Genomic DNA, 17736 nt, shown 5'->3' with positions numbered 1-17736 from the left:
CCCCGCCGCCCCCGGTCACCGACATCCTGGGGAGGAGTTTGATCATGGAGGTAGGGGAGTTACTCACCGGCCTGTACAGCGAGCAGGGCAGACAGGACCCGTACCCGTGGTACGCGGAACTGCACCGGCTCGGCCCGATCAGCGCGGTGCCGGCGCGCGCCGAGCACCGTACGGTGGCCGCGGTCGCTGTCGGCTACGACCTTGTCGACGGGTTGCTGCGCGATCCGGAATGGACGAAACAGCCGCCGCCGGGCTGGGAGGAGCAGGAGATCCTGCGGACCTTTCAGACCTCGATGATGTTCGTCAACCCGCCCGATCACACCCGGATGCGGCACGTCTTCTCCCGCACCTTCACGCCACGCCGGCTCGGCGCGCTGGAACCGGTGATCCTGCGCGTGGTCGACGAGCTGCTGGACCGGATGGCGGACGCCGGGGATGGCGTGGTCGACTTCGTGGCCGACTTCGCGTACCCGATTCCGGCCCTGGTGATGGCCGAGTTCGTCGGCATCCCGGCCGCCGATCTGCCGTGGTACCGCGAGCGGGTGGAGTGGATCGACGAATTCCTGGACGTGGCGGGGAAGACCCCGCAGCGGCTGGCTGCGGCCAACACCGCCGCTGAGGAGTTGCGGGCCTTCTACCGGGAGTTGATCGGGCACCGCCGCCGGCTGCCCGGGGACGACCTGCTCAGCGCGTTGGTCGAGGCGCTCGACTCCGGGGAGGTGGAGCTGACCGAGGAGGAGTTGGTCAGCAACCTGATCGTGCTGTTCAACGCCAGCTTCGTCACCACCGTCTACATGTTCAGCAACGGGCTGCCGCTACTCCTGGCCCACCCGCGGACGCTCGCGGCGCTGCCCACCGACGCCACGCTGGCGCAGGGCTGCGTCGACGAGGTGCTGCGGTTGGCGAGCCCTGTGCACTTCCTGGCCCGCGCCGCGCCGGCCGACACCGTGCTGCACGGCGTGCCGGTCGCCGCAAACGACAACGTGCTGATCATGATCGGCGCGGCCAACCGCGATCCGGCCCGTTTCCCGGCCCCGGACACCTTCGACCCGACCCGTCCCGGCCCGCCGTCGCTGGCCTTCGGGGTGGGTCTGCACTTCTGCCTCGGCGCGGCGGTGTCGCGGTTGGAGGGTCGCCTCGCGCTGCCCCGGCTGTTCGCCAGGTTCCCCGCGCTGACGGTCACCGAGACACCGACGTTCAGCGGCAGCCTGTTCCTGCGTGGCATCGACAAGCTGCTGGTCAGCACCGGCGGATAGGAGCGACATGGCAGCACACCCGGAGGTGGCCGCGTACCGGGCGGCCCGCGCCGCGGCCGGCGCCCCACCGCTGTACGCACAGACCCTCTCCGAGGCGCGCGCCGCGGACCTGGCCGCGATCCGCGCCGGCAGCGGCGCGGTCGAGCCGGTGACCGAGGTACGCGACGAGCGGATCCCCGGCCCCGCCGGGGAGTTGCCGCTGCGGGTGTACCGACCGGCCGGGTCGGGTCCGCTGCCCACCCTGCTGTACTTCTTCGGCGGCGGGTGGACGCTCGGCAGCATCGACACCGCCGACGGCATCTGCCGGCGGCTGGCCAACGCGGTGCCCTGTCAGGTGATCACCGTCGGCTACCGCCTCGCCCCGGAGCACCCCTTCCCGGCGGCGGTGCACGACTGCCACGCCGCCACCTCGTGGATCGCCCGGCACGCCGACGAGCTGGGCGCCGACCCGACCCGACTGGCTGTCGGTGGGGACAGCGCCGGTGGGAACCTGGCCGCCGCGGTCACCCTGCTCAGCCGTACGGACGGGCCGCCGCTCGCCGCGCAACTGCTGGTCTACCCGAACACCGACCAGAGCGGCGAACCGGCCGGGGACGAGGACCCGGCGCTGTTCAACCGCCGTTCGGTCGTCTGGTACCGGAGGAACTACCTGGTCGACCCGGCCCACGCGAGGGACCCGCTGGCCTCGCCGCTGCTCGCCGAGGACCTGTCCGGGCTGCCGCCGGCGCTGGTGATCACCGCCGAACTGGATCCCCTGTGCGCCGAGGGGCAGCGGTACGCCGATCGGCTGCGCGACGCCGGCGTGCCCACCCGGCTGGCGCACTACCCCGGCATGATCCACGGGTTCTTCGCCATGCCGGGTACCTTCACCGACGGGCGGCACGCGCAGGAAAGCGCGGCGGTCTTCCTCCGCGAGCGCTTCGGACTGCCGGCCTCGGCGGGCTCGGGCGAGGCGGCCGGCGTGGCCGCGGCGGGACCCGGCGATGGGTGAGCGGGGGTTGGCCGACCGGCCGGCCGTGTCGCTCGCCGACTACGCCGAGCGCGCCCGGGCCGTGCTGCCGCCGGACGTGTGGGACTACCTGGCCGGCGGCAGCGCGTCGGAGGTGACCCTCGCCGCGAACCGTCGCGCGTTGGACCGGGTCGCGGTGCTGCCCCGGGTGCTGCGCGGCGTGGACACCGTCGACCTCGGCGCCCACCTGCTCGGCCGTCGGTACGCCATGCCGGTCGGGGTGGCGCCGATGGCGTACCAGCGGCTCGTGCACCCGGACGGAGAGCTCGCTCTGGCCGCGGCGGCCGGCGCGGCCGGGATCCCGTACCTGGCCAGCACGCTGGGCAGCACCCCCATCGAACAGGTCACCCGGGCGGGGGCGGACGTCTGGTTCCAGCTCTACTGGCTGCGCGACCGGGCGCTCGTCCGCGACCTGCTGGACCGGGTCGTCGCGGCCGGCTGCCGGGCGCTGGTGGTCACAGTGGACGTCCCGGTGCTCGGCCGACGCCCCCGGGACCTCCGCAACGCGTTCCGGCTGCCGACCGAGGTGGTCGCCGCGAACCTCCCCGACGGTCGAGACGCGTTGGCGCACTCCGGCGCCCCCGGGGTGTCCGCGATCGCCGCGCACACCGCCGCGTCGTTCGCGCCGGCGCTGCGCTGGGCGGACCTGGCCTGGCTGCGCGAGCAGGTCGACCTGCCGCTGGTGGTCAAGGGGCTGCTGGACCCTCGCGACGCGACCGAGGCGGTACGGGTCGGCGCGGACGCGGTGGTCGTCTCCAACCACGGCGGGCGGCAACTGGACGGCTCACCGGCGAGCGTCACCATGCTGCCGGAGGTCGTCGACGCGGTCGGGGACGGCTGCCAGGTGCTGCTGGACAGCGGCATCCGTTGCGGCACCGACGTGCTGCGGGCGCTGGCGTTGGGTGCGGCCGGGGTGCTTGTCGGCCGACCGCTGCTCTGGGCGCTGGCCGTCGGTGGCGAACCGGCCGCCCGGGACGCGTTGGGGCTGCTCGCCGCCGAGCTGACCGACGCGCTCACCCTGGCCGGCTGCGCCGACGTGGTGGCGGCCGGCCAGCTGCGCACCCTCGGGGTGGGCTGAGGGATGAGCGCTGCCGAACCGGTCGACCTGACCGTCGCCGACCTGCACCCCGCGCTGGGCGATCCGGCGCTGACTTCGATGAACTTCCTCAACGAGGTGTCCGAGCGGCACCCGACGGCGGTGTCCCTCGCGGCCGGCCGGCCGTACGAGGAGTTCTTCGACGTCGCGGCGGTGCACCGGCACCTGGACACCTTCCACCGGCACCTCGTCGACGACCTGGGGCACCGACCCGAGCAGGCCCGGCGGCTGCTGCTGCAGTACGGCCGGACCAAGGGCATCGTGCACCACCTGATCGCCCGCAACCTCGCCGTCGACGAGGGGATCGCCGTCGACCCGGAGGACGTGGTGGTGACCGTCGGCTGCCAGGAGGCCATGTTCCTGGTGCTGCGGGCGTTGCGGGCCGGGCCGGCGGATGTGCTGCTCGCGGTCTCCCCGACCTACGTCGGCCTGACCGGGGCGGCCCGGCTGGTGGACCTGCCGGTGTGGCCGGTCGCCGGTGGGCCGACCGGGGTCGACCTGGCCGACCTGGCCGCCCAGGTGCGCCGGGCCCGGGCCGCAGGGCTGCGGCCGCGCGCCTGCTACCTGATGCCGGACTTCGCCAACCCCTCCGGCGTCAGTATCGACACCGCACACCGGCAACGGTTGCTGGACCTGGCGGCGCAGGAGGATCTGCTGCTGCTGGAGGACAACCCGTACGGACTGTTCCACAGCGACGACGGGCCGCGCCCGCCCACCCTGAAGGCGTTGGACACCGGCCGGCGGGTCGTCTACCTCGGCTCGTTCGCCAAGACCGTGCTCCCCGGGGCGCGGGTCGGCTACGTCGTCGCCGACCAGCGGGTCGGCGGCCCGGGCGGGCGGGTCGGCACGCTCGCCGACCAGCTCGCCATGATCAAGAGCATGGTCACCGTGAACACGTCACCCATCGCGCAGGCGGTGATCGGCGGCCGGCTGCTGGAGCACGGATGCAGCCTGGTCGCCGCCAACACCCGGGAGCGGTCCGCGTACACCAGGAATCTGCGCCACCTGGTGGCCGGCCTCACCCGGCGCTTTCTGGCTCAGCCGGCTCAGCCGGAGCACCCGGACCAGCCCGGGGTGCGGTGGACGGTGCCGGCCGGCGGGTTCTTCGTGGTGGTGACAGTGCCGTTCCCGGTCGACGACGCGTTGCTGGACCGATCGGCGCGCGACTACGGGGTGCTGTGGACGCCGATGGCGCACTTCTACGACGACACTGCGCCGGTGTGCGCGTTGCGATTGTCGGTGAGCGCTGTCACACCGGAGCAGATCGACGTCGGGCTGGATCGCCTCGCGGCGCTGATCACCGACGAGTTGACTCGCCGGGCGGGTTGACACACCGCGTTCATCGGATGGCAATGCGCGACGACCCGCGTGCCGCCGTCCTCGTTGGACGGTCATAATAAGCCGCATGGTTGCCTGGGAGTACGCCCTGCTCGTCCGTCGCTATCAGGGACAGGGCCGCAATTTTCACGTCTCGTTCGTCTGGTACGCGCCGGACGGGTCACGCAAGGACATCACCGCCTTCGGCGACACCGCCATCGCGCACCTCAACCGCGCCGGCCGGGAGGGGTGGGAGCTGGTCTCCGCCGCCGAGGACGTCAACAACGTCCAAGGCAGCACCGAAGTCCACCGCTACCACCTCAAGCGCCCCATGGCCTGACCCCGGCCCTCCGCCCCCGTCTCCGTCCCCGTCCGCGTCGATCATGGAGTTGTGGTGGTGGGCGAAAGTCGCTACCCGCCCTCATTCGGGCACCACAACTCCATGATCGACGCGAGTCGGTCGGGTCAGCTCAGGTCGATGCCGGGGTAGAGCGGGTACGTGGCCAGCAGGTCGGTGGCCTGGCGGGCGATCTTGTCGGCCAGGCCCGCGTCCAGCGTGTACTTCGCCTTCGACGGGGTGCCGTCGGCGTTGGCGCCGGCGGTGGTCTGGGTCAGCACGGTGTGGATCAGCTCGGCGGTCTGGTCCATCTCGGCGGTGCCCAGGCCCCGGGTGGTCAGCGCCGGGGTGCCGATCCGGATGCCGGAGGTGTACCAGGCGCCGTTCGGGTCCTGCGGAACCGAGTTGCGGTTGGTGACGATGCCCGAGTCGAGGAGGGCCTGCTCGGCCTGCCGGCCGGTGAGCCCGTAACCGGACACGTCGATCAGCACCAGGTGGTTGTCGGTGCCACCGGTGACGAGCTTCGCGCCCCGACGCAACAGCCCCTCGGCGAGGGCCTGCGAGTTGTCCACGATCCGCTGGGCGTAGTCGGCGAAGTCGGGCCGGCGGGCCTCGGCGAGCGCGACCGCCTTGGCGGCCATCACGTGCGGCAGCGGCCCGCCGAGCACCATCGGGCAGCCCCGGTCCACCTGGTCGGCCAGCTCCGGCTGGCAGAGCACCATGCCGCCGCGCGGGCCGCGCAACGACTTGTGGGTGGTGGTCGTGACGATGTGCGCGTGCGGCACCGGGTCGAAGTCGCCGGTGAACACCTTGCCGGCCACCAGGCCCGCGAAGTGCGCCATGTCGACCATGAAGGTCGCGCCGACCGAGTCGGCGATCTCGCGCAGGATCCGGAAGTTCACCTTCCGGGGGTACGCCGAGTAGCCGCCCACCAGGATCAGCGGCTTGAACTCGCGGGCCGCCTCGGCCACCCGGTCGTAGTCGATCAGGCCGGTCGCCGGGTCGGTGCCGTAACTGCGCTGGTCGAACATCTTGCCGGAGATGTTCGGCCGGAAACCGTGGGTGAGGTGGCCGCCGGCGTCCAGCGACATGCCGAGCATCCGCTGGTTGCCCAGCTCGCGGCGCAGCGCGAACCAGTCGGCCTCGGTGAGGTCGTTGACCTGGCGGACCTGGGCCTTCTTGAGGGCGGGGGACTCCACCCGGTCGGCGAGCACCGCCCAGAACGCGACCAGGTTGGCGTCGATGCCCGAGTGCGGCTGCACGTACGCGTGCGCGGCGCCGAACAGCTCCCGGGCGTGCTCGGCGGCGAGCGCCTCGACGGTGTCGACGTTCTGGCAGCCGGCGTAGAAGCGGCGGCCGACGGTGCCCTCGGCGTACTTGTCGCTGAACCAGTTGCCCATGGCCAGCAGGGTCGCCGGGGAGGCGTAATTTTCGCTGGCGATCAGCTTGAGTGACTCCCGCTGGTCGGTCAGCTCGGCGCCGATGGCGTCGGCGACCCGCGGCTCGACAGCCCGGATCACCTCAAGGGCACTCCGGAATGCGGTGGACTCTGCGTTGCGGGACATGCGACCTCCAACAGACGTGCGGGAAGGCCCAGGCGCTCGGCAAACGTCCACGTGACGAGGCCGCTCCCCGATGGTTCTCCATCCCCACGCGCCAGTAACGGCCCGGGAGGATCCTACCGGGCCGTTACTGGCCGTTCGGGCCGCCCTCCGGGAGGCGACCCCGCCAACGTGATTGGGCGATTCGACGCGGGGCACACGGTAGGTGACCACCGCGCCGTCACTGGTGCGGCCAGGTTTCGCACAGAAGGAGTCGACAACATGACCACACCCACCTCTGACCGGCCGCTCGCCCTGGTGACCGGGGCCTCCAGCGGGATCGGGTACGAGCTGGCGGCGCAGTTCGTCGAGCACGGCTTCGACCTGGTGATCGCGGCCGAGGACGACGGCATCGAGGCGGCCGCGCAGAAGCTGCGCCGCGACGGCGGCCCGCAGATCTGGTCGGTCCGCGTTGACCTGGCCCGCGAGCAGGGCGTGACGGAACTGGTGGCCGCCATCACCGCGACCGGGCGGCCGCTGGACGCGCTGGCCCTCAACGCCGGTCGGGGCGCCGGTGGCGCCTTCGTCGGCGGCACCGACCTCGCTGACGAGTTGGAGATCGTCGACCTCAACGTGCGCTCGACGGTGCACCTGGCGAAGCGGCTGCTGCCCGGGATGGTCGAGCGGGGCACGGGCCGGGTCCTGTTCACCTCGTCGATCGCCTCCACCATGCCGGGGCCGTTCCAGGCGGTGTACAACGCGTCGAAGTCGTTCGTGCAGTCCTTCGCCGAGGCGCTGCGTAACGAGCTGGAGGACACCGGCGTCACGGTGACCTCGCTGATGCCCGGGCCGACCGACACGGAGTTCTTCGACCGGGCCGACATGGAGGACACCCGGGTGGGCTCGGGCAGGAAGGACGACCCGGCGAAGGTCGCCGAGCAGGGCTTCGAGGCGATGATGAGGGGTGATCAGACGATCACCGCCGGCTCGCTGATCAACAAGGTGCAGACCGCCGCCGGCAAGATCATTCCGGACCGGCTCAAGTCCGAGCAGCACCGCCGGATGGCCGAACCAGGCTCAGGCAGCTAACCCCCTACCCCCGCCCCCGCGCCGCCCCCGCTCCTATTCCCGCGATCTTGCACTTTATGTCGCGACAAAACGGCACGAGACGTCGCCAATCGGCAACAGGAAGTGCAAGATCGCGGGCCGGGCCGGGCCGGGCCGGGCCGGGGCGGGGCGGGGCCGGGGCGGGGCGGGGCAGGGCGGGGCGGCACGACGAAGGGCCCGGCGTTGTGCCGGGCCCTTCGGTGTGAGCGGGTGCCTCAGGCCGTCACCGCATCGAGCGCCTTCTTGATCGCCTTCGGGGCGGTGGGGGTACGCGGCGCGTCCGCGCGCAGCGCGATCATCTTCTCGCCGATCTCCTGGAGCTGCTTGCGGCCCAGCGCGTCGCGGACCTTGGGAAACCACTCCTCCTCTTCCTCCTCGACGTGGTGCGTGACGTTCTCGATCAGCACCGTCGTCTTGGCGTTGAACCGCTCGTCGTCGGCGTCCATGCTGGCCAGCTCGGCGCAGAGCACATCGGCGACGTGGTGTTCCTCGTACGATTCGAGGATGTCGTCCTCCAGGTCGGGCAGCAGTCGGCGGACCTCCGGATACATCACCTCGTTCTCCAGGTAGGTGTGCACTGTCAGTGCCTCCAGGATCTGGTCCACCAACTTCTGCCGCTGGTTCGCCGGCCCCTCCTCGGCGTCCTGGAAGGCCTTGAACAGGCGGCGCATTTCCTTGTGGTCCTCTTTGAGCAGGACGATGGCATCGGTCGACACCGGTATGACCTCCCTGACGAGTCTCGGCTGGTGGGGATCCGGTACCCCCACGCCGAACGCGGAAACAGGTGAAACCGCCTCAGACCATCGCCAGGGTTCGGGGGATTTCGTCGAGCAGCTCCCGAGCCAGAAAGCCGATCCGGCCGTAGCGGGGGATCAGCCGCTGGCCGCTCACCGAGTGCGCGAACGAGCCCCAGCAGGCCGCCTGCGCCGGGTCGGCACCCCGGGACAACAGCCCCGCCAGCAACCCGGCGAGCACGTCCCCGCTGCCGGAGGTGCCCAGCCCGGCGTCGCCGCTCTCCTCCCGCCAACCCCGCCCGTCCGGTGCGGCCACGTGCCCGTACAGCGACACCACCGCCTCGTACCGGGCGGCCAACTCGGCCGCCTCGGAGTCCAGGTCGTCGCGGGGCTCCCGCCCGAGCAGGTGCTCGGCCTCGGTGACGTTGGGGGTGAGAACCACGGGTCGACCCGAGCCGACCAGCAGGTCCGGTGAGTGGCTGAGCGCGCCGAGGGCGTACGCGTCGAGGACCAGCGACGTGTCCGGGCGGGCCGCCTCCAGGACCAGGCTCAGCAGACGGTTGGTCTCGTCGATCGCCTTCAGGCCGGGGCCGATCGCCACCACGTCGGCCTGCGTGACCAGGTCGCCGAGCTGGCCGTCCCGGTCGGCGGCGACCGCACCGTCGGTGGTTTCCGGCAGGCCGACCACGAGCGCCTCGGGCACCTGGATGCTCAGCGCGGCCGCGGTGGACTCGGCGGCGGCGAGCTGGAGCACCCCGGCGCCGGCGCGCAAGGCGGCCACTCCGGCGAGCAGCACCGCGCCCGGCGTGAAGCGGGAACCGCCGACGACCAGCACGGTGCCCCGGCTCTCCTTCCCGCCCACCGGCACGGGCAGTGCCCAGTCCCGCAGCAACGCCGGGGTGATCACCTTCACCTCAGACCGGCTCGGCATGGATCTCGTCCTCCCTGGTCGGCTGGGCGCCCTGCTGACGCAGGTGCGCGACATCGTTGAAGGCGGTGAGAGCAAGGCGGCCGTCGTTCTCCGCAGACCACTCGGTGATCGAACAGTTGGCGATCACGTCCTGCCGGGTGAGCGCCATCAGCTCGTCCTCGGTCAACCCCTCCAGCAGATAGCGAAGCAGGAAGACCAGCGCGTCGTGGCCGAAGAGCAGTACCCGGCAACCGTCGTGGTCACGACGCAGGTCGCCCAGCAGCGTCCGCAGCCGCAACGCCACATCCGTCCAGGACTCCCCGCCCGGCGGCCGGTAGTAGAACTTGCCCAACCGCTCCCGACGTTCGGCCTCGTCCGGGTACCGCCGGCGCACCCCGTGCCCGGTCAGCCCGTCGAGGATGCCCAGCTCCCGGTCGCGCAGCCGCTCGTCGCGGTGGACGGGAATGTCGGTGCCGGCCAGCGCCAGCCGCGAGGTCTGCACCGCGCGCAGGTACGGCGACACGACCGCCACATCCGGGCGCCTCGCGTCCGGCAGTTCGGCCAGCCAACGGCCGGTGGCCCGAGCCTGCTCCTCGCCGGTCGCGGACAGCGGCACGTCGGCGTCGCGATGGGTGAGGTCGATCAGCTCCGCGCCCGACGCCTCGGCGTGCGTCGCCGCGACGTTCGCGGTGCTCTCGCCGTGCCGGACGATCCAGAGGGTTGCCAGTTCCGCCATGCGGCCCCCCTACCCGGGCGCCGCCGACGGTAACCGTGTCCGGTGGTGGCTGTCGGTTTCGGGGCAGCGCCGCGACCCGGTGATGCGAAACAATGTGCGCCGGACAGGTGACGGGGGTCAAGAATGACTGTCTTGCGAGGTCTGCGGGAAGCGGTCCTGTTGTTCGTGGTGGTCGGGGCGCTGGTCGCGGTCGCGGCGATGATCTGGGTGGCGGTCGCCGGCGGTGACTACGCCGCTCGGCTGGGCATCGGGTTAATTGTGGTGGGCGGGCTCATCGGCATGACGGGCGACCTGACGATGAGTCGGATCGGCATGCTCGGCCCGCGCGCCACCTTCGGTGCCGCGCCGGAGCGGGAGACGGCCGGCGGTGGGCGTGTGCTCACCGGGGTCGGCGTCTTCCTCTTCGTCGGGCTGCCACTGGTCGTGGTCGGCGTGCTGCTGCTCACCTGAGCGAGCGCGTCATCGCTGCCGTCGAAGCCCCGCTCCGTCGGCGCCGCGCCAGTGTCCGCTCGGTGGCTGTACGGGGCGCTTGTGCGCCGTACCCTCAGGGCGTGGCCACGGCGGCGGAGGAGATCCAGGTGGGGGAGCGGCTGGTCCGCGTCTCCAGCCCTGACAAGCCGTACTTCCCGGAGCGTGGGCTGACCAAGCTGGACGTGGTCCGCTACTTCCTGGCGGTGGGCGACGGCATCCTGCGCGCGTTGCGGGACCGGCCGACCATGTTGGAACGCTGGCCCCGCGGTGTCTTCGAGGGCGCGACGATCGCCACCCGGCAGACCAACCGGGGCGACGCGTTCTACCAGAAGCGGCTGCCGGCCGGCGCGCCCGAGTGGGTGCGAACGGCGCACATCACGTTCCCCAGTGGCCGGACCGCCGACGAGGTCGCGCCGAGCGAGTTGGCAGTGGTCATCTGGGCAGCCAACCTGGGCACCCTGCGGTTCCACCCGTGGCCGGTCACCGCCGCCGACGTGGAACGCCCCGACCAGTTGCGCATCGACCTGGACCCGATGCCCGGCATCGGCTTCGAGCAGGTGGTGCCGGTGGCGCACGAGGTGCGGGCGTTCCTCGCCGAGCTGGGCATGACCGGCTACCCGAAGACCACCGGCGGTCGGGGGCTGCACGTCTACCTGTCGATCGAGCCGCGGTGGAGCTTCGGTGACTGCCGTCGGGCGGTGCTCGCGCTGGGCCGGGAGATGCAGCGCCGGCTGCCGGACCTGGTCACCACCACCTGGTGGCGCGACCAACGGGACCGGCCGGTCTTCGTCGACTACAACCAGATGGCCCGGGACCACACGGTGACCTCGGCGTACTCGATCCGGCCGACGCCGGCCGCGCTGGTCTCCGCGCCGCTGGACTGGTCGGAGCTGGATAAGGCCCGCCCGGAGGACTTCGACGTGCTCAGCATGCCGGCCCGGTTCGCCGAGCGCGGCGACCCGCACGCCGGCCTCGACGGTGACCGGCACTCGCTGGAACCGTTGCTGGAGTTGGCCGACCGCGACGGGCTGGAGGCCCCGCCGGAGCGCTGAGGCCGGCGGTCACGCCCAGGGGCTGCCAACCCCGTCGAACTCCTCGAAGACCAGCCAGGTGCGGGTGGACAGCACCCCCGGAATGCTCTGCACCCGACCCAGCACCACGTCGCGCAGCGCGGCGTTGTCCGGCGCGCGCACCAGCGCGAGCACGTCGTGGTCACCGCCGAGCAACGCGGCGTGCTCGATGTAGCGCACCTGGGCCAGCTCGGCCGACACCTCCCGCCAGGTGTTCTGCTCGATGGTCAGGGCGATGTACGCCGACGTGCCCAGCCCGGCCGCCTCGGGCGCCACCTGGGCCCGGAATCCGGTGATCACCCCGTCGCGCAGCAACCGCTCCACCCGCGCGTACGCGTTGGTGCGGGAAATGTGGATCCGCTCGGCGAGGGTACGCACCGACGTCCGACCGTCGCGGACCAGCTCGTCGAGGATTCGCCGGTCGACCTCGTCCAACGCTCGGGCCGATCGTCCCGATCCCGCGCCCCGGCCTGCGTCGTCGGCGGTCTCCTGGCTCACTGGTACGCCCTCCGCATGCCAACCGTCCCGCCTTCTGTGTCGATCTTGAGTCAATCATCCACAAGCGGAAGCATAGGCTCACCACACGTCCCAGGAGGTTCCGCCGTGACGACCACTCCCCAGGCGGTCCGCAGGGCATCCCCGCGCACCCGTCGAACGGTCACCCCGCCCGACCCGGCGCGCTCGTTGCTACCGGACGCCGAGCCGGTCCGCCTGCTCGCCGAGAACGGAACGCCGCTGCCCGCCCGCGCCGACTACCCCGAACCACCCGCCGAGGTGCTGCGCGAGCTGTACCGCCGGATGGTGCTCGGCCGCCGATTCGACACCCAGGCGACCGCCCTGACCAAGCAGGGTCGGCTGGCCGTCTACCCGTCCTCGCGGGGCCAGGAGGCGTGCCAGGTCGGCGCGGTCCTCGCGGTCCGCGACACCGACTGGGTCTTCCCCACGTACCGCGAGTCGATGGCGCTGGTTGCCCGAGGCATCGACCCCGTCGAGGTGCTCACCCTGCTGCGCGGCGACTGGCACTGCGGCTACGACCCGACCGAGGTGCACACCGCGCCGCAGTGCACCCCCCTCGCCACCCAGTGCGTGCACGCCGCCGGACTGGCGCACGGCGAGGCGTACCAGGGCCGCGACACCGTGGCGCTGGCCTTCATCGGTGACGGCGCCACCAGCGAGGGCGACTTCCACGAGGGGATCAACTTCGCCGCCGTGTTCAAGGCGCCGGTGGTCTACTTCGTGCAGAACAACAGGTACGCGATCAGCGTCCCGCTGTCGCGGCAGACCGCCGCGCCGTCGCTGGCCTACAAGGGCGTCGGCTACGGCGTACCCAGCGAGCAGGTCGACGGCAACGACCCGGTCGCGGTGCTCGCCGTGCTCACCCGCGCGGTCGCCCACGCCCGGGCCGGCAAGGGGCCCTTCCTGGTCGAGGCGCACACCTACCGGATGGAGCCGCACACCAACGCCGACGACGCCACTCGCTACCGCGACGGCGCCGAGGTCGACGCCTGGCGGGACCGGGACCCGGTCGCCCGCCTGGAGACCTACCTGCGCGCCCGCGGTGTGCTCGACGACGCGGCCGTCGCCGAGATCGCCGAGCAGGCCGAGGCGTACGCGGCGGACCTGCGGACCCGGATGAACGAGCAGCCCACAGTCGATCCGCTGAGCCTCTTCGACCACGTCTACGCCGAGCCCACCCCGCAGCTTGTCGAACAGCGTGAGCAGGTCCGCGCCGAGCTGGCCGCCGCGCACGCCGAGGAGGGCGACGCCTGATGGCCACCACCATGGCGAAGGCGCTCAACACCGCGCTCGCCGACGCGCTCGCCGCCGACGACCGGGTCGTCGTCTTCGGTGAGGACGTCGGCGCGCTCGGCGGCGTCTTCCGGATCACCGACGGCCTCCAGGCCCGCTTCGGCGAGAACCGTTGCTTCGACACCCCCCTCGCCGAGGCCGGCATCGTCGGCTTCGCCGTCGGCATGGCCATGTCCGGCCTGCGCCCGGTGGTCGAGATGCAGTTCGACGCGTTCGCGTACCCGGCGTTCGAGCAGATCGCCTCCCACGTGGCGAAGCTGCGCAACCGCACCCGGGGCGCGCTGAGCGTGCCGATCGTCATCCGCGTGCCGTACGCGGGCGGGATCGGCGGGGTCGAGCACCACTGCGACTCGTCCGAGGCGTACTACGCGCACACTCCCGGACTGAAGGTGGTCACCCCGGCGACCGTCGACGACGCGTACTCGCTGCTGCGCGAGGCCATCGAGGACCCCGACCCGGTGGTCTTCATGGAGCCCAAGAAGCTCTACTTCGCCAGCGCCGAGGCGTCCCTGCCGACCCGCAACGAGCCGTTCGGCCGGGCCGTCGTGCGCCGGCCCGGACGCGACGCCACCCTGGTGGCGTACGGACCGGCGGTGCCGGTCGCGCTGGAGGCCGCCGAGGCCGCCCGGGAGGAGGGATGGGACCTGGAGGTCGTCGACGTACGCACCATCGTGCCGTTCGACGACGAGACCATCACCGCCTCGGTCCGGCGTACCGGCCGGTGCGTGGTGATCCAGGAGGCGCCCGGCTTTGCGGGCGTCGGCGCGGAGATCGCCGCCCGGGTGCAGGAGCGCTGCTTCCACGCGCTGCACGCCCCGGTGCTGCGGGTCGCCGGGCTGGACATCCCCTACCCGGCGCCGATGCTGGAGCACACCCACCTGCCCGGCGTGGACCGGGTGCTCGACGCGGTCGCCCGCCTTCAGTGGGACGACCAGCCGGACGCGCGTTGGGCGGCGGCATGACCATCGTCGAACGGACGCAGGTCTTCCTCCTGCCCGACCTGGGCGAAGGGTTGAGCGAGGCCGAGATCGTCGAGTGGCGGGTCGCCGTGGGTGACGTGGTCACCGTCGACCAGAGCGTGGTCGAGGTGGAGACCGCCAAAGCCGTCGTCGACGTGCCCTGCCCGTACGCCGGCCGGGTGGTCACCCTGCACGGCGCGGCCGGTGAGGTACGCCCGGTCGGCCAGCCGTTGATCACCATCGCGCCGCTGGACGGGGGCGACGAGCCCGCCGGGCACGCCACCTACCGCGAGGAGGAACGGGCCGGTTCGGGCAACGTCCTGATCGGGTACGGCACCGGCCACGGCACCGCCACCCGCCGTCGGCGTCGGCCCCGCCTGGCGGTGGCCCCCGAACCGGCTGACGCCGGCCCGACCGGCGGCACCGGCGCGGCTGCCGGTGCCGTGTCGCGCGACCCGGCAGCGCCCTCCGCCGCCCTGGTCATCTCCCCGATAGTGCGGCGGTTGGCCCGTGAGCACGGCGTCGACCTCGACACGGTGCGGGGCACCGGACCCGGGGGTGTGATCCGCCGCGCCGATGTGGAGGCCGCGCTGACCGCGCCCGCCGCCCGGCTCGCCGCCGTGCCGGACCCGCAGGTCGGGTCGGCCCCGGCCGGGGACGGCGACGTCATCGTCGCGCTGACCGGCGTCCGCAAGGTGATCGCCGACAAGCTCTCCCGCAGCCGGCGGGAGATCCCGGAGGTGACCATCTGGGTCGACGTGGACGCCACCGGGCTGTTGGAGACCCGCGCCGCGATCAACGCCGCGACGCCCGACGCGCCGGTGAGCATCCTGGCCCTGCTGGCCCGGATCTGCCTCAGCGGACTACGCCGGTTCCCGCAGCTCAACGCCCGGGTCGACACCGAGGCGCAGCGCATCGTCCAGTCCGCCGGGGTGCACCTCGGCATCGCCGCGCAGACCGACCGGGGGCTCCTGGTGCCGGTGATGCGCGACGCCCAGCGGCTCACCACCGCCGAGCTGGCCGCCGAACTGGCGGCCACCACGGCCGCCGCGCGGGCCGGCACCCTGCCCCCGGCCCGGCTGACCGGTGGCACCTTCACCCTGAACAACTACGGGGTGTTCGGCGTCGACGGCTCCACGCCGATCATCAACCACCCCGAGGCGGCCCTGCTCGGGATCGGGCGGATCGTGGACAAGCCGTGGGTGGTCGACGGGCAGCTCGCCGTCCGCAAGGTGACCCAGCTCAGCCTCACCTTCGACCATCGGGCCTGCGACGGCGGGGTGGCCGGCGGCTTCCTGCGGCACGTCGCCGACTGCGTGGAGCGACCGGCGCTGCTGATCGCCGCCGTCTGACGCGTACCCCCTCGGCCCCGGCGCCGCCCGTGCGGCGCCGGGGCCGGCGCACGTCCAGGCCTCCCCGGCGGTGTCATCGGGCCGGCGTCATCGGGCCGGCGGCGTCATCGGGTCGGGGTTTCCCGGCGGCCTCACCGGGAAGTCGGCCCCGCCGGAACGCACCGAACGCGTCGAAGGGAGCCCGCCGTGGCCGTGGCGAACGAGCTGCTGTTGAACTCGGTCCGGGTACGACGGCCCGCCTCGGCCGGCGCGCCGCTGTACTGCGACGCGCTGGAGTACGGGCTCACCGGTGACGGCGCGACCAACGACCAGCCGGCGCTGGCCGCCCTCGTGGACCGCCTCGGCGCCGGGTACGCCTCGGACGGACGGGCCCGGGTCATCTACTGCCCGCCGGGCATCTACTCGATCCGGGACGCGGGCACCGTGTGGCGCAGCGGTGTGTCGCTGATCGGGGCCGGCCCGGCGGCGACCCGGTTCATGCTCAGCAACGAGGGCAATCGGGCCGACCCCACCCCGTTGGCCTTCTGGACCACCGTGCAGCACGGCGCCGACCGGGACCGGCACATCGCCGACTGCACCTTCTCCGACTTCCAGATCGACGGCTCCGGCGTCGCCATGGCCGAGTACAACTACCTGGCCAAGGGCCTCGGCCTCCAGTACGTGGTGCGGGGCGTCTTCCGCAACCTCTACATCCACCACACCGCCGCCACCGGGCTGGGCTGCGACTTCCTCCAGGACTCGCTGATCGACGGCGTGGTGGTGGTCGGCTGTGGCCGACTGGACAACGGCGAGCAGATGGGTGGCGCTGGCATCGGGATCGGCATCGGTGGCTGGGGAGCGGTGGAGCGGCTGACCATCGCCAACTGCACCGCCCTGGCCAACGGCACCAACGGGATCTTCCTGGAGCTGCAGAAGGACTACTGGGCGCCGCCGCGCGGATACCGCATCGTCGGCTGCCACAGTCAGGGCAACCGCTTCGGCATCTCCGACTGGGGCGCCGACGGCCTGATCGTCTCCGCCTGCACGATGACCGGAAACCTGGAGACCGGGTTCGACGTGTCGGCGCAGGGCACCTCGTCGGTGGCCGGCCGGGGTGGGCTGCTCACCGACTGCGTCATCGACGGCAACATGTACGACGGGGTCAGCATCGGTAACAGCCCTGGCCCGTACACCGTCCGAGGCAATCGGATCAGCGGCAACGGCCGGTACGGTTATCACTCGCACGACCTCGGGCGCGGCTACCGGGGCTCGATCCGGGACGTGGTGATCGAGAGCAACGAGTTCTGGGGCAACGGCCTCGACGCGATCCGGATCGACCACCAGATGACCGACGCGGTGCTGCTCAACAACCGGATCCGCAACAACGGACGGCAGTACGGCGAGGGCACCGGCGGTACCGGTGACGCCGTCCGCTACAGCGAGCGGTCCCTGGTGGACCGGTCGGCCAACTGGCCGCACGACGGGCACCGGGGCAAGGTCCTGCGGGTCGGGAAGGCGGTGGCCATGGTGGCCTCCAACACCGGCGACGAACTCACCCTCGCCCCGGTCCGCCCGGACGCGTTCAGCGCGTGGAGCGGGGACGTGCCACCGCCGGGATGCGGATACGAGCTGGCCGCCGCACCGAAGCTGCGGGCCGGCATCACCGTCGACGCGCCGTTCGACTCGGCGACCATCCGGGGCAACCGGGTGTGGGACAACCACGACAACCCGACCCAGACGCACGGGCTGTGGATCACCGAGCGGGGCAGTTGCGTGGACTGCCGGGTCGAGGACAACGACCTGGCCGGCAACGCCGACGAGGGCATGCGACTCGACACCCCGCCGGTGGGCGGACGGTGGCGGGACAACCACGTGGACAGCGACTGGAGCTGACCCGACGTCGGTCGCCGTCGGGACGCCAGGGCGATGGCGACGGCGAGACCCGGAAGCTGAACGACGTGCGGCGGCGGCCGGAAGGATCCGGCCGCCGCCCCCGGCGGGGGGAAACCCATAAGCCCGGCCGAACCGCCAACCGGGGGGGGTCCAGCACCCC

17 protein-coding genes and 1 riboswitch are annotated in these 17736 nt (G+C 72.4%); of the genes, 12 read left to right on the top strand and 5 right to left on the bottom strand.

Annotated elements, in window-relative coordinates:
- The first annotated feature begins 44 nt into the window (after positions 1-44).
- The 5 genes from AB0B48_RS23930 to AB0B48_RS23910 all read left to right on the top strand — a co-directional run bounded on the left by AB0B48_RS23930 (position 45) and on the right by AB0B48_RS23910 (position 5018).
- Entirely contained in the window at positions 45-1256 is a 1212-nt protein-coding gene (locus AB0B48_RS23930; protein ID WP_357205076.1) for a cytochrome P450, read from the top strand.
- A 7-nt stretch (positions 1257-1263) separates the two neighbouring features.
- Positions 1264-2247: an alpha/beta hydrolase gene (locus AB0B48_RS23925; protein WP_357205058.1), complete on the top strand. Its 984-nt coding sequence runs from the start codon at positions 1264-1266 to the stop codon at positions 2245-2247.
- The gene (locus AB0B48_RS23920) at positions 2240-3343 is read left to right on the top strand and encodes an alpha-hydroxy acid oxidase (protein ID WP_357205055.1); all 1104 of its coding nucleotides are present in this window, start codon (positions 2240-2242) and stop codon (positions 3341-3343) included. Before AB0B48_RS23925 ends, AB0B48_RS23920 begins: the two co-directional genes overlap by 8 nt.
- Positions 3344-3346: 3 nt before the next feature.
- The gene (locus AB0B48_RS23915) at positions 3347-4690 is read left to right on the top strand and encodes a PLP-dependent aminotransferase family protein (RefSeq protein ID WP_357205052.1); all 1344 of its coding nucleotides are present in this window, start codon (positions 3347-3349) and stop codon (positions 4688-4690) included.
- Positions 4691-4757: 67 nt separating this feature from the next.
- On the top strand, positions 4758-5018 hold the full coding sequence (locus AB0B48_RS23910; RefSeq protein WP_357205073.1) for a hypothetical protein: 261 nt from the start codon (positions 4758-4760) through the stop codon (positions 5016-5018).
- A 125-nt stretch (positions 5019-5143) separates the two neighbouring features.
- On the opposite strand, the gene AB0B48_RS23905 is transcribed toward AB0B48_RS23910, so the two are convergent.
- Complete coding sequence (locus tag AB0B48_RS23905; protein ID WP_357205050.1) at positions 5144-6580, bottom strand: glycine hydroxymethyltransferase; 1437 nt, start codon at positions 6578-6580, stop codon at positions 5144-5146.
- Between the two features lie 19 nt (positions 6581-6599).
- A riboswitch (ZMP/ZTP riboswitch) is annotated at positions 6600-6689 on the bottom strand.
- 149 nt (positions 6690-6838) lie between these two features.
- On the opposite strand from AB0B48_RS23905, the gene AB0B48_RS23900 reads away from it, so the two are divergent.
- Positions 6839-7645, top strand: coding sequence for an SDR family NAD(P)-dependent oxidoreductase (locus AB0B48_RS23900; protein ID WP_357205047.1), 807 nt, complete (start codon positions 6839-6841; stop codon positions 7643-7645).
- Positions 7646-7878: 233 nt separating this feature from the next.
- Here AB0B48_RS23900 and AB0B48_RS23895 read toward each other — a convergent pair whose 3' ends face one another.
- The 3 genes from AB0B48_RS23895 to AB0B48_RS23885 form a co-directional block, all read right to left on the bottom strand.
- Positions 7879-8379: a hemerythrin domain-containing protein gene (locus AB0B48_RS23895; protein ID WP_357205044.1), complete on the bottom strand. Its 501-nt coding sequence runs from the start codon at positions 8377-8379 to the stop codon at positions 7879-7881.
- A 79-nt stretch (positions 8380-8458) separates the two neighbouring features.
- Positions 8459-9328, bottom strand: a complete 870-nt coding sequence (locus AB0B48_RS23890) for an NAD(P)H-hydrate dehydratase (protein ID WP_357205041.1) — start codon at positions 9326-9328, stop codon at positions 8459-8461.
- Positions 9312-10043 carry a histidine phosphatase family protein gene (locus AB0B48_RS23885; RefSeq protein ID WP_357205039.1) on the bottom strand — a complete coding sequence of 244 codons (732 nt, stop codon included), beginning with the start codon at positions 10041-10043 and terminating at the stop codon, positions 9312-9314. Before AB0B48_RS23885 ends, AB0B48_RS23890 begins: the two co-directional genes overlap by 17 nt.
- A gap of 123 nt (positions 10044-10166) precedes the next feature.
- On the opposite strand from AB0B48_RS23885, the gene AB0B48_RS23880 reads away from it, so the two are divergent.
- Positions 10167-10493 (top strand): hypothetical protein, encoded by a 327-nt coding sequence (locus AB0B48_RS23880; RefSeq protein WP_357205036.1) that lies wholly within the window; start codon positions 10167-10169, stop codon positions 10491-10493.
- A 101-nt stretch (positions 10494-10594) separates the two neighbouring features.
- A complete protein-coding gene (locus tag AB0B48_RS23875; RefSeq protein ID WP_357205033.1) occupies positions 10595-11566 on the top strand; it encodes a DNA primase small subunit domain-containing protein in 972 nt (323 codons plus the stop codon).
- 9 nt (positions 11567-11575) lie between these two features.
- Here the strand turns inward: AB0B48_RS23875 and AB0B48_RS23870 are convergent, their stop codons facing one another.
- A complete protein-coding gene (locus AB0B48_RS23870) occupies positions 11576-12019 on the bottom strand; it encodes an Lrp/AsnC family transcriptional regulator (RefSeq protein ID WP_355008035.1) in 444 nt (147 codons plus the stop codon).
- 135 nt (positions 12020-12154) lie between these two features.
- Between AB0B48_RS23870 and pdhA the strand changes: the two genes are divergently transcribed.
- The 4 genes from pdhA (at position 12155) to AB0B48_RS23850 (ending at position 17576) form a co-directional block, all read left to right on the top strand.
- A complete protein-coding gene (gene pdhA, locus AB0B48_RS23865) occupies positions 12155-13354 on the top strand; it encodes a pyruvate dehydrogenase (acetyl-transferring) E1 component subunit alpha (protein WP_357205068.1) in 1200 nt (399 codons plus the stop codon).
- On the top strand, positions 13351-14355 hold the full coding sequence (locus tag AB0B48_RS23860; protein ID WP_181539337.1) for an alpha-ketoacid dehydrogenase subunit beta: 1005 nt from the start codon (positions 13351-13353) through the stop codon (positions 14353-14355). The genes pdhA and AB0B48_RS23860 overlap by 4 nt, the downstream gene beginning before the upstream one ends.
- Positions 14340-15704: a dihydrolipoamide acetyltransferase family protein gene (locus tag AB0B48_RS23855; RefSeq protein ID WP_357205064.1), complete on the top strand. Its 1365-nt coding sequence runs from the start codon at positions 14340-14342 to the stop codon at positions 15702-15704. The genes AB0B48_RS23860 and AB0B48_RS23855 overlap by 16 nt, the downstream gene beginning before the upstream one ends.
- A gap of 192 nt (positions 15705-15896) precedes the next feature.
- Entirely contained in the window at positions 15897-17576 is a 1680-nt protein-coding gene (locus tag AB0B48_RS23850) for a right-handed parallel beta-helix repeat-containing protein (protein WP_357205061.1), read from the top strand.
- Positions 17577-17736 lie beyond the last annotated feature (160 nt).

The sequence above is a fragment of the Micromonospora sp. NPDC049089 genome (genome assembly GCF_040648775.1).
Lineage (GTDB): Bacteria > Actinomycetota > Actinomycetes > Mycobacteriales > Micromonosporaceae > Micromonospora.
This window is presented reverse-complemented; position numbering and strand designations above follow the sequence as displayed.

Coding starts and splice junctions, on each gene's coding strand:
- AB0B48_RS23880 (WP_357205036.1), top strand. CDS start 10,167: ATGACTGTCTTGCGAGGTCTGCGGGAAGCGGTCCTGTTGTTCGTGGTG.
- AB0B48_RS23885 (WP_357205039.1), bottom strand. CDS start 10,043: ATGGCGGAACTGGCAACCCTCTGGATCGTCCGGCACGGCGAGAGCACC.
- AB0B48_RS23915 (WP_357205052.1), top strand. CDS start 3,347: ATGAGCGCTGCCGAACCGGTCGACCTGACCGTCGCCGACCTGCACCCC.
- AB0B48_RS23930 (WP_357205076.1), top strand. CDS start 45: ATGGAGGTAGGGGAGTTACTCACCGGCCTGTACAGCGAGCAGGGCAGA.
- AB0B48_RS23920 (WP_357205055.1), top strand. CDS start 2,240: ATGGGTGAGCGGGGGTTGGCCGACCGGCCGGCCGTGTCGCTCGCCGAC.
- AB0B48_RS23900 (WP_357205047.1), top strand. CDS start 6,839: ATGACCACACCCACCTCTGACCGGCCGCTCGCCCTGGTGACCGGGGCC.
- AB0B48_RS23890 (WP_357205041.1), bottom strand. CDS start 9,328: ATGCCGAGCCGGTCTGAGGTGAAGGTGATCACCCCGGCGTTGCTGCGG.
- AB0B48_RS23905 (WP_357205050.1), bottom strand. CDS start 6,580: ATGTCCCGCAACGCAGAGTCCACCGCATTCCGGAGTGCCCTTGAGGTG.
- AB0B48_RS23925 (WP_357205058.1), top strand. CDS start 1,264: ATGGCAGCACACCCGGAGGTGGCCGCGTACCGGGCGGCCCGCGCCGCG.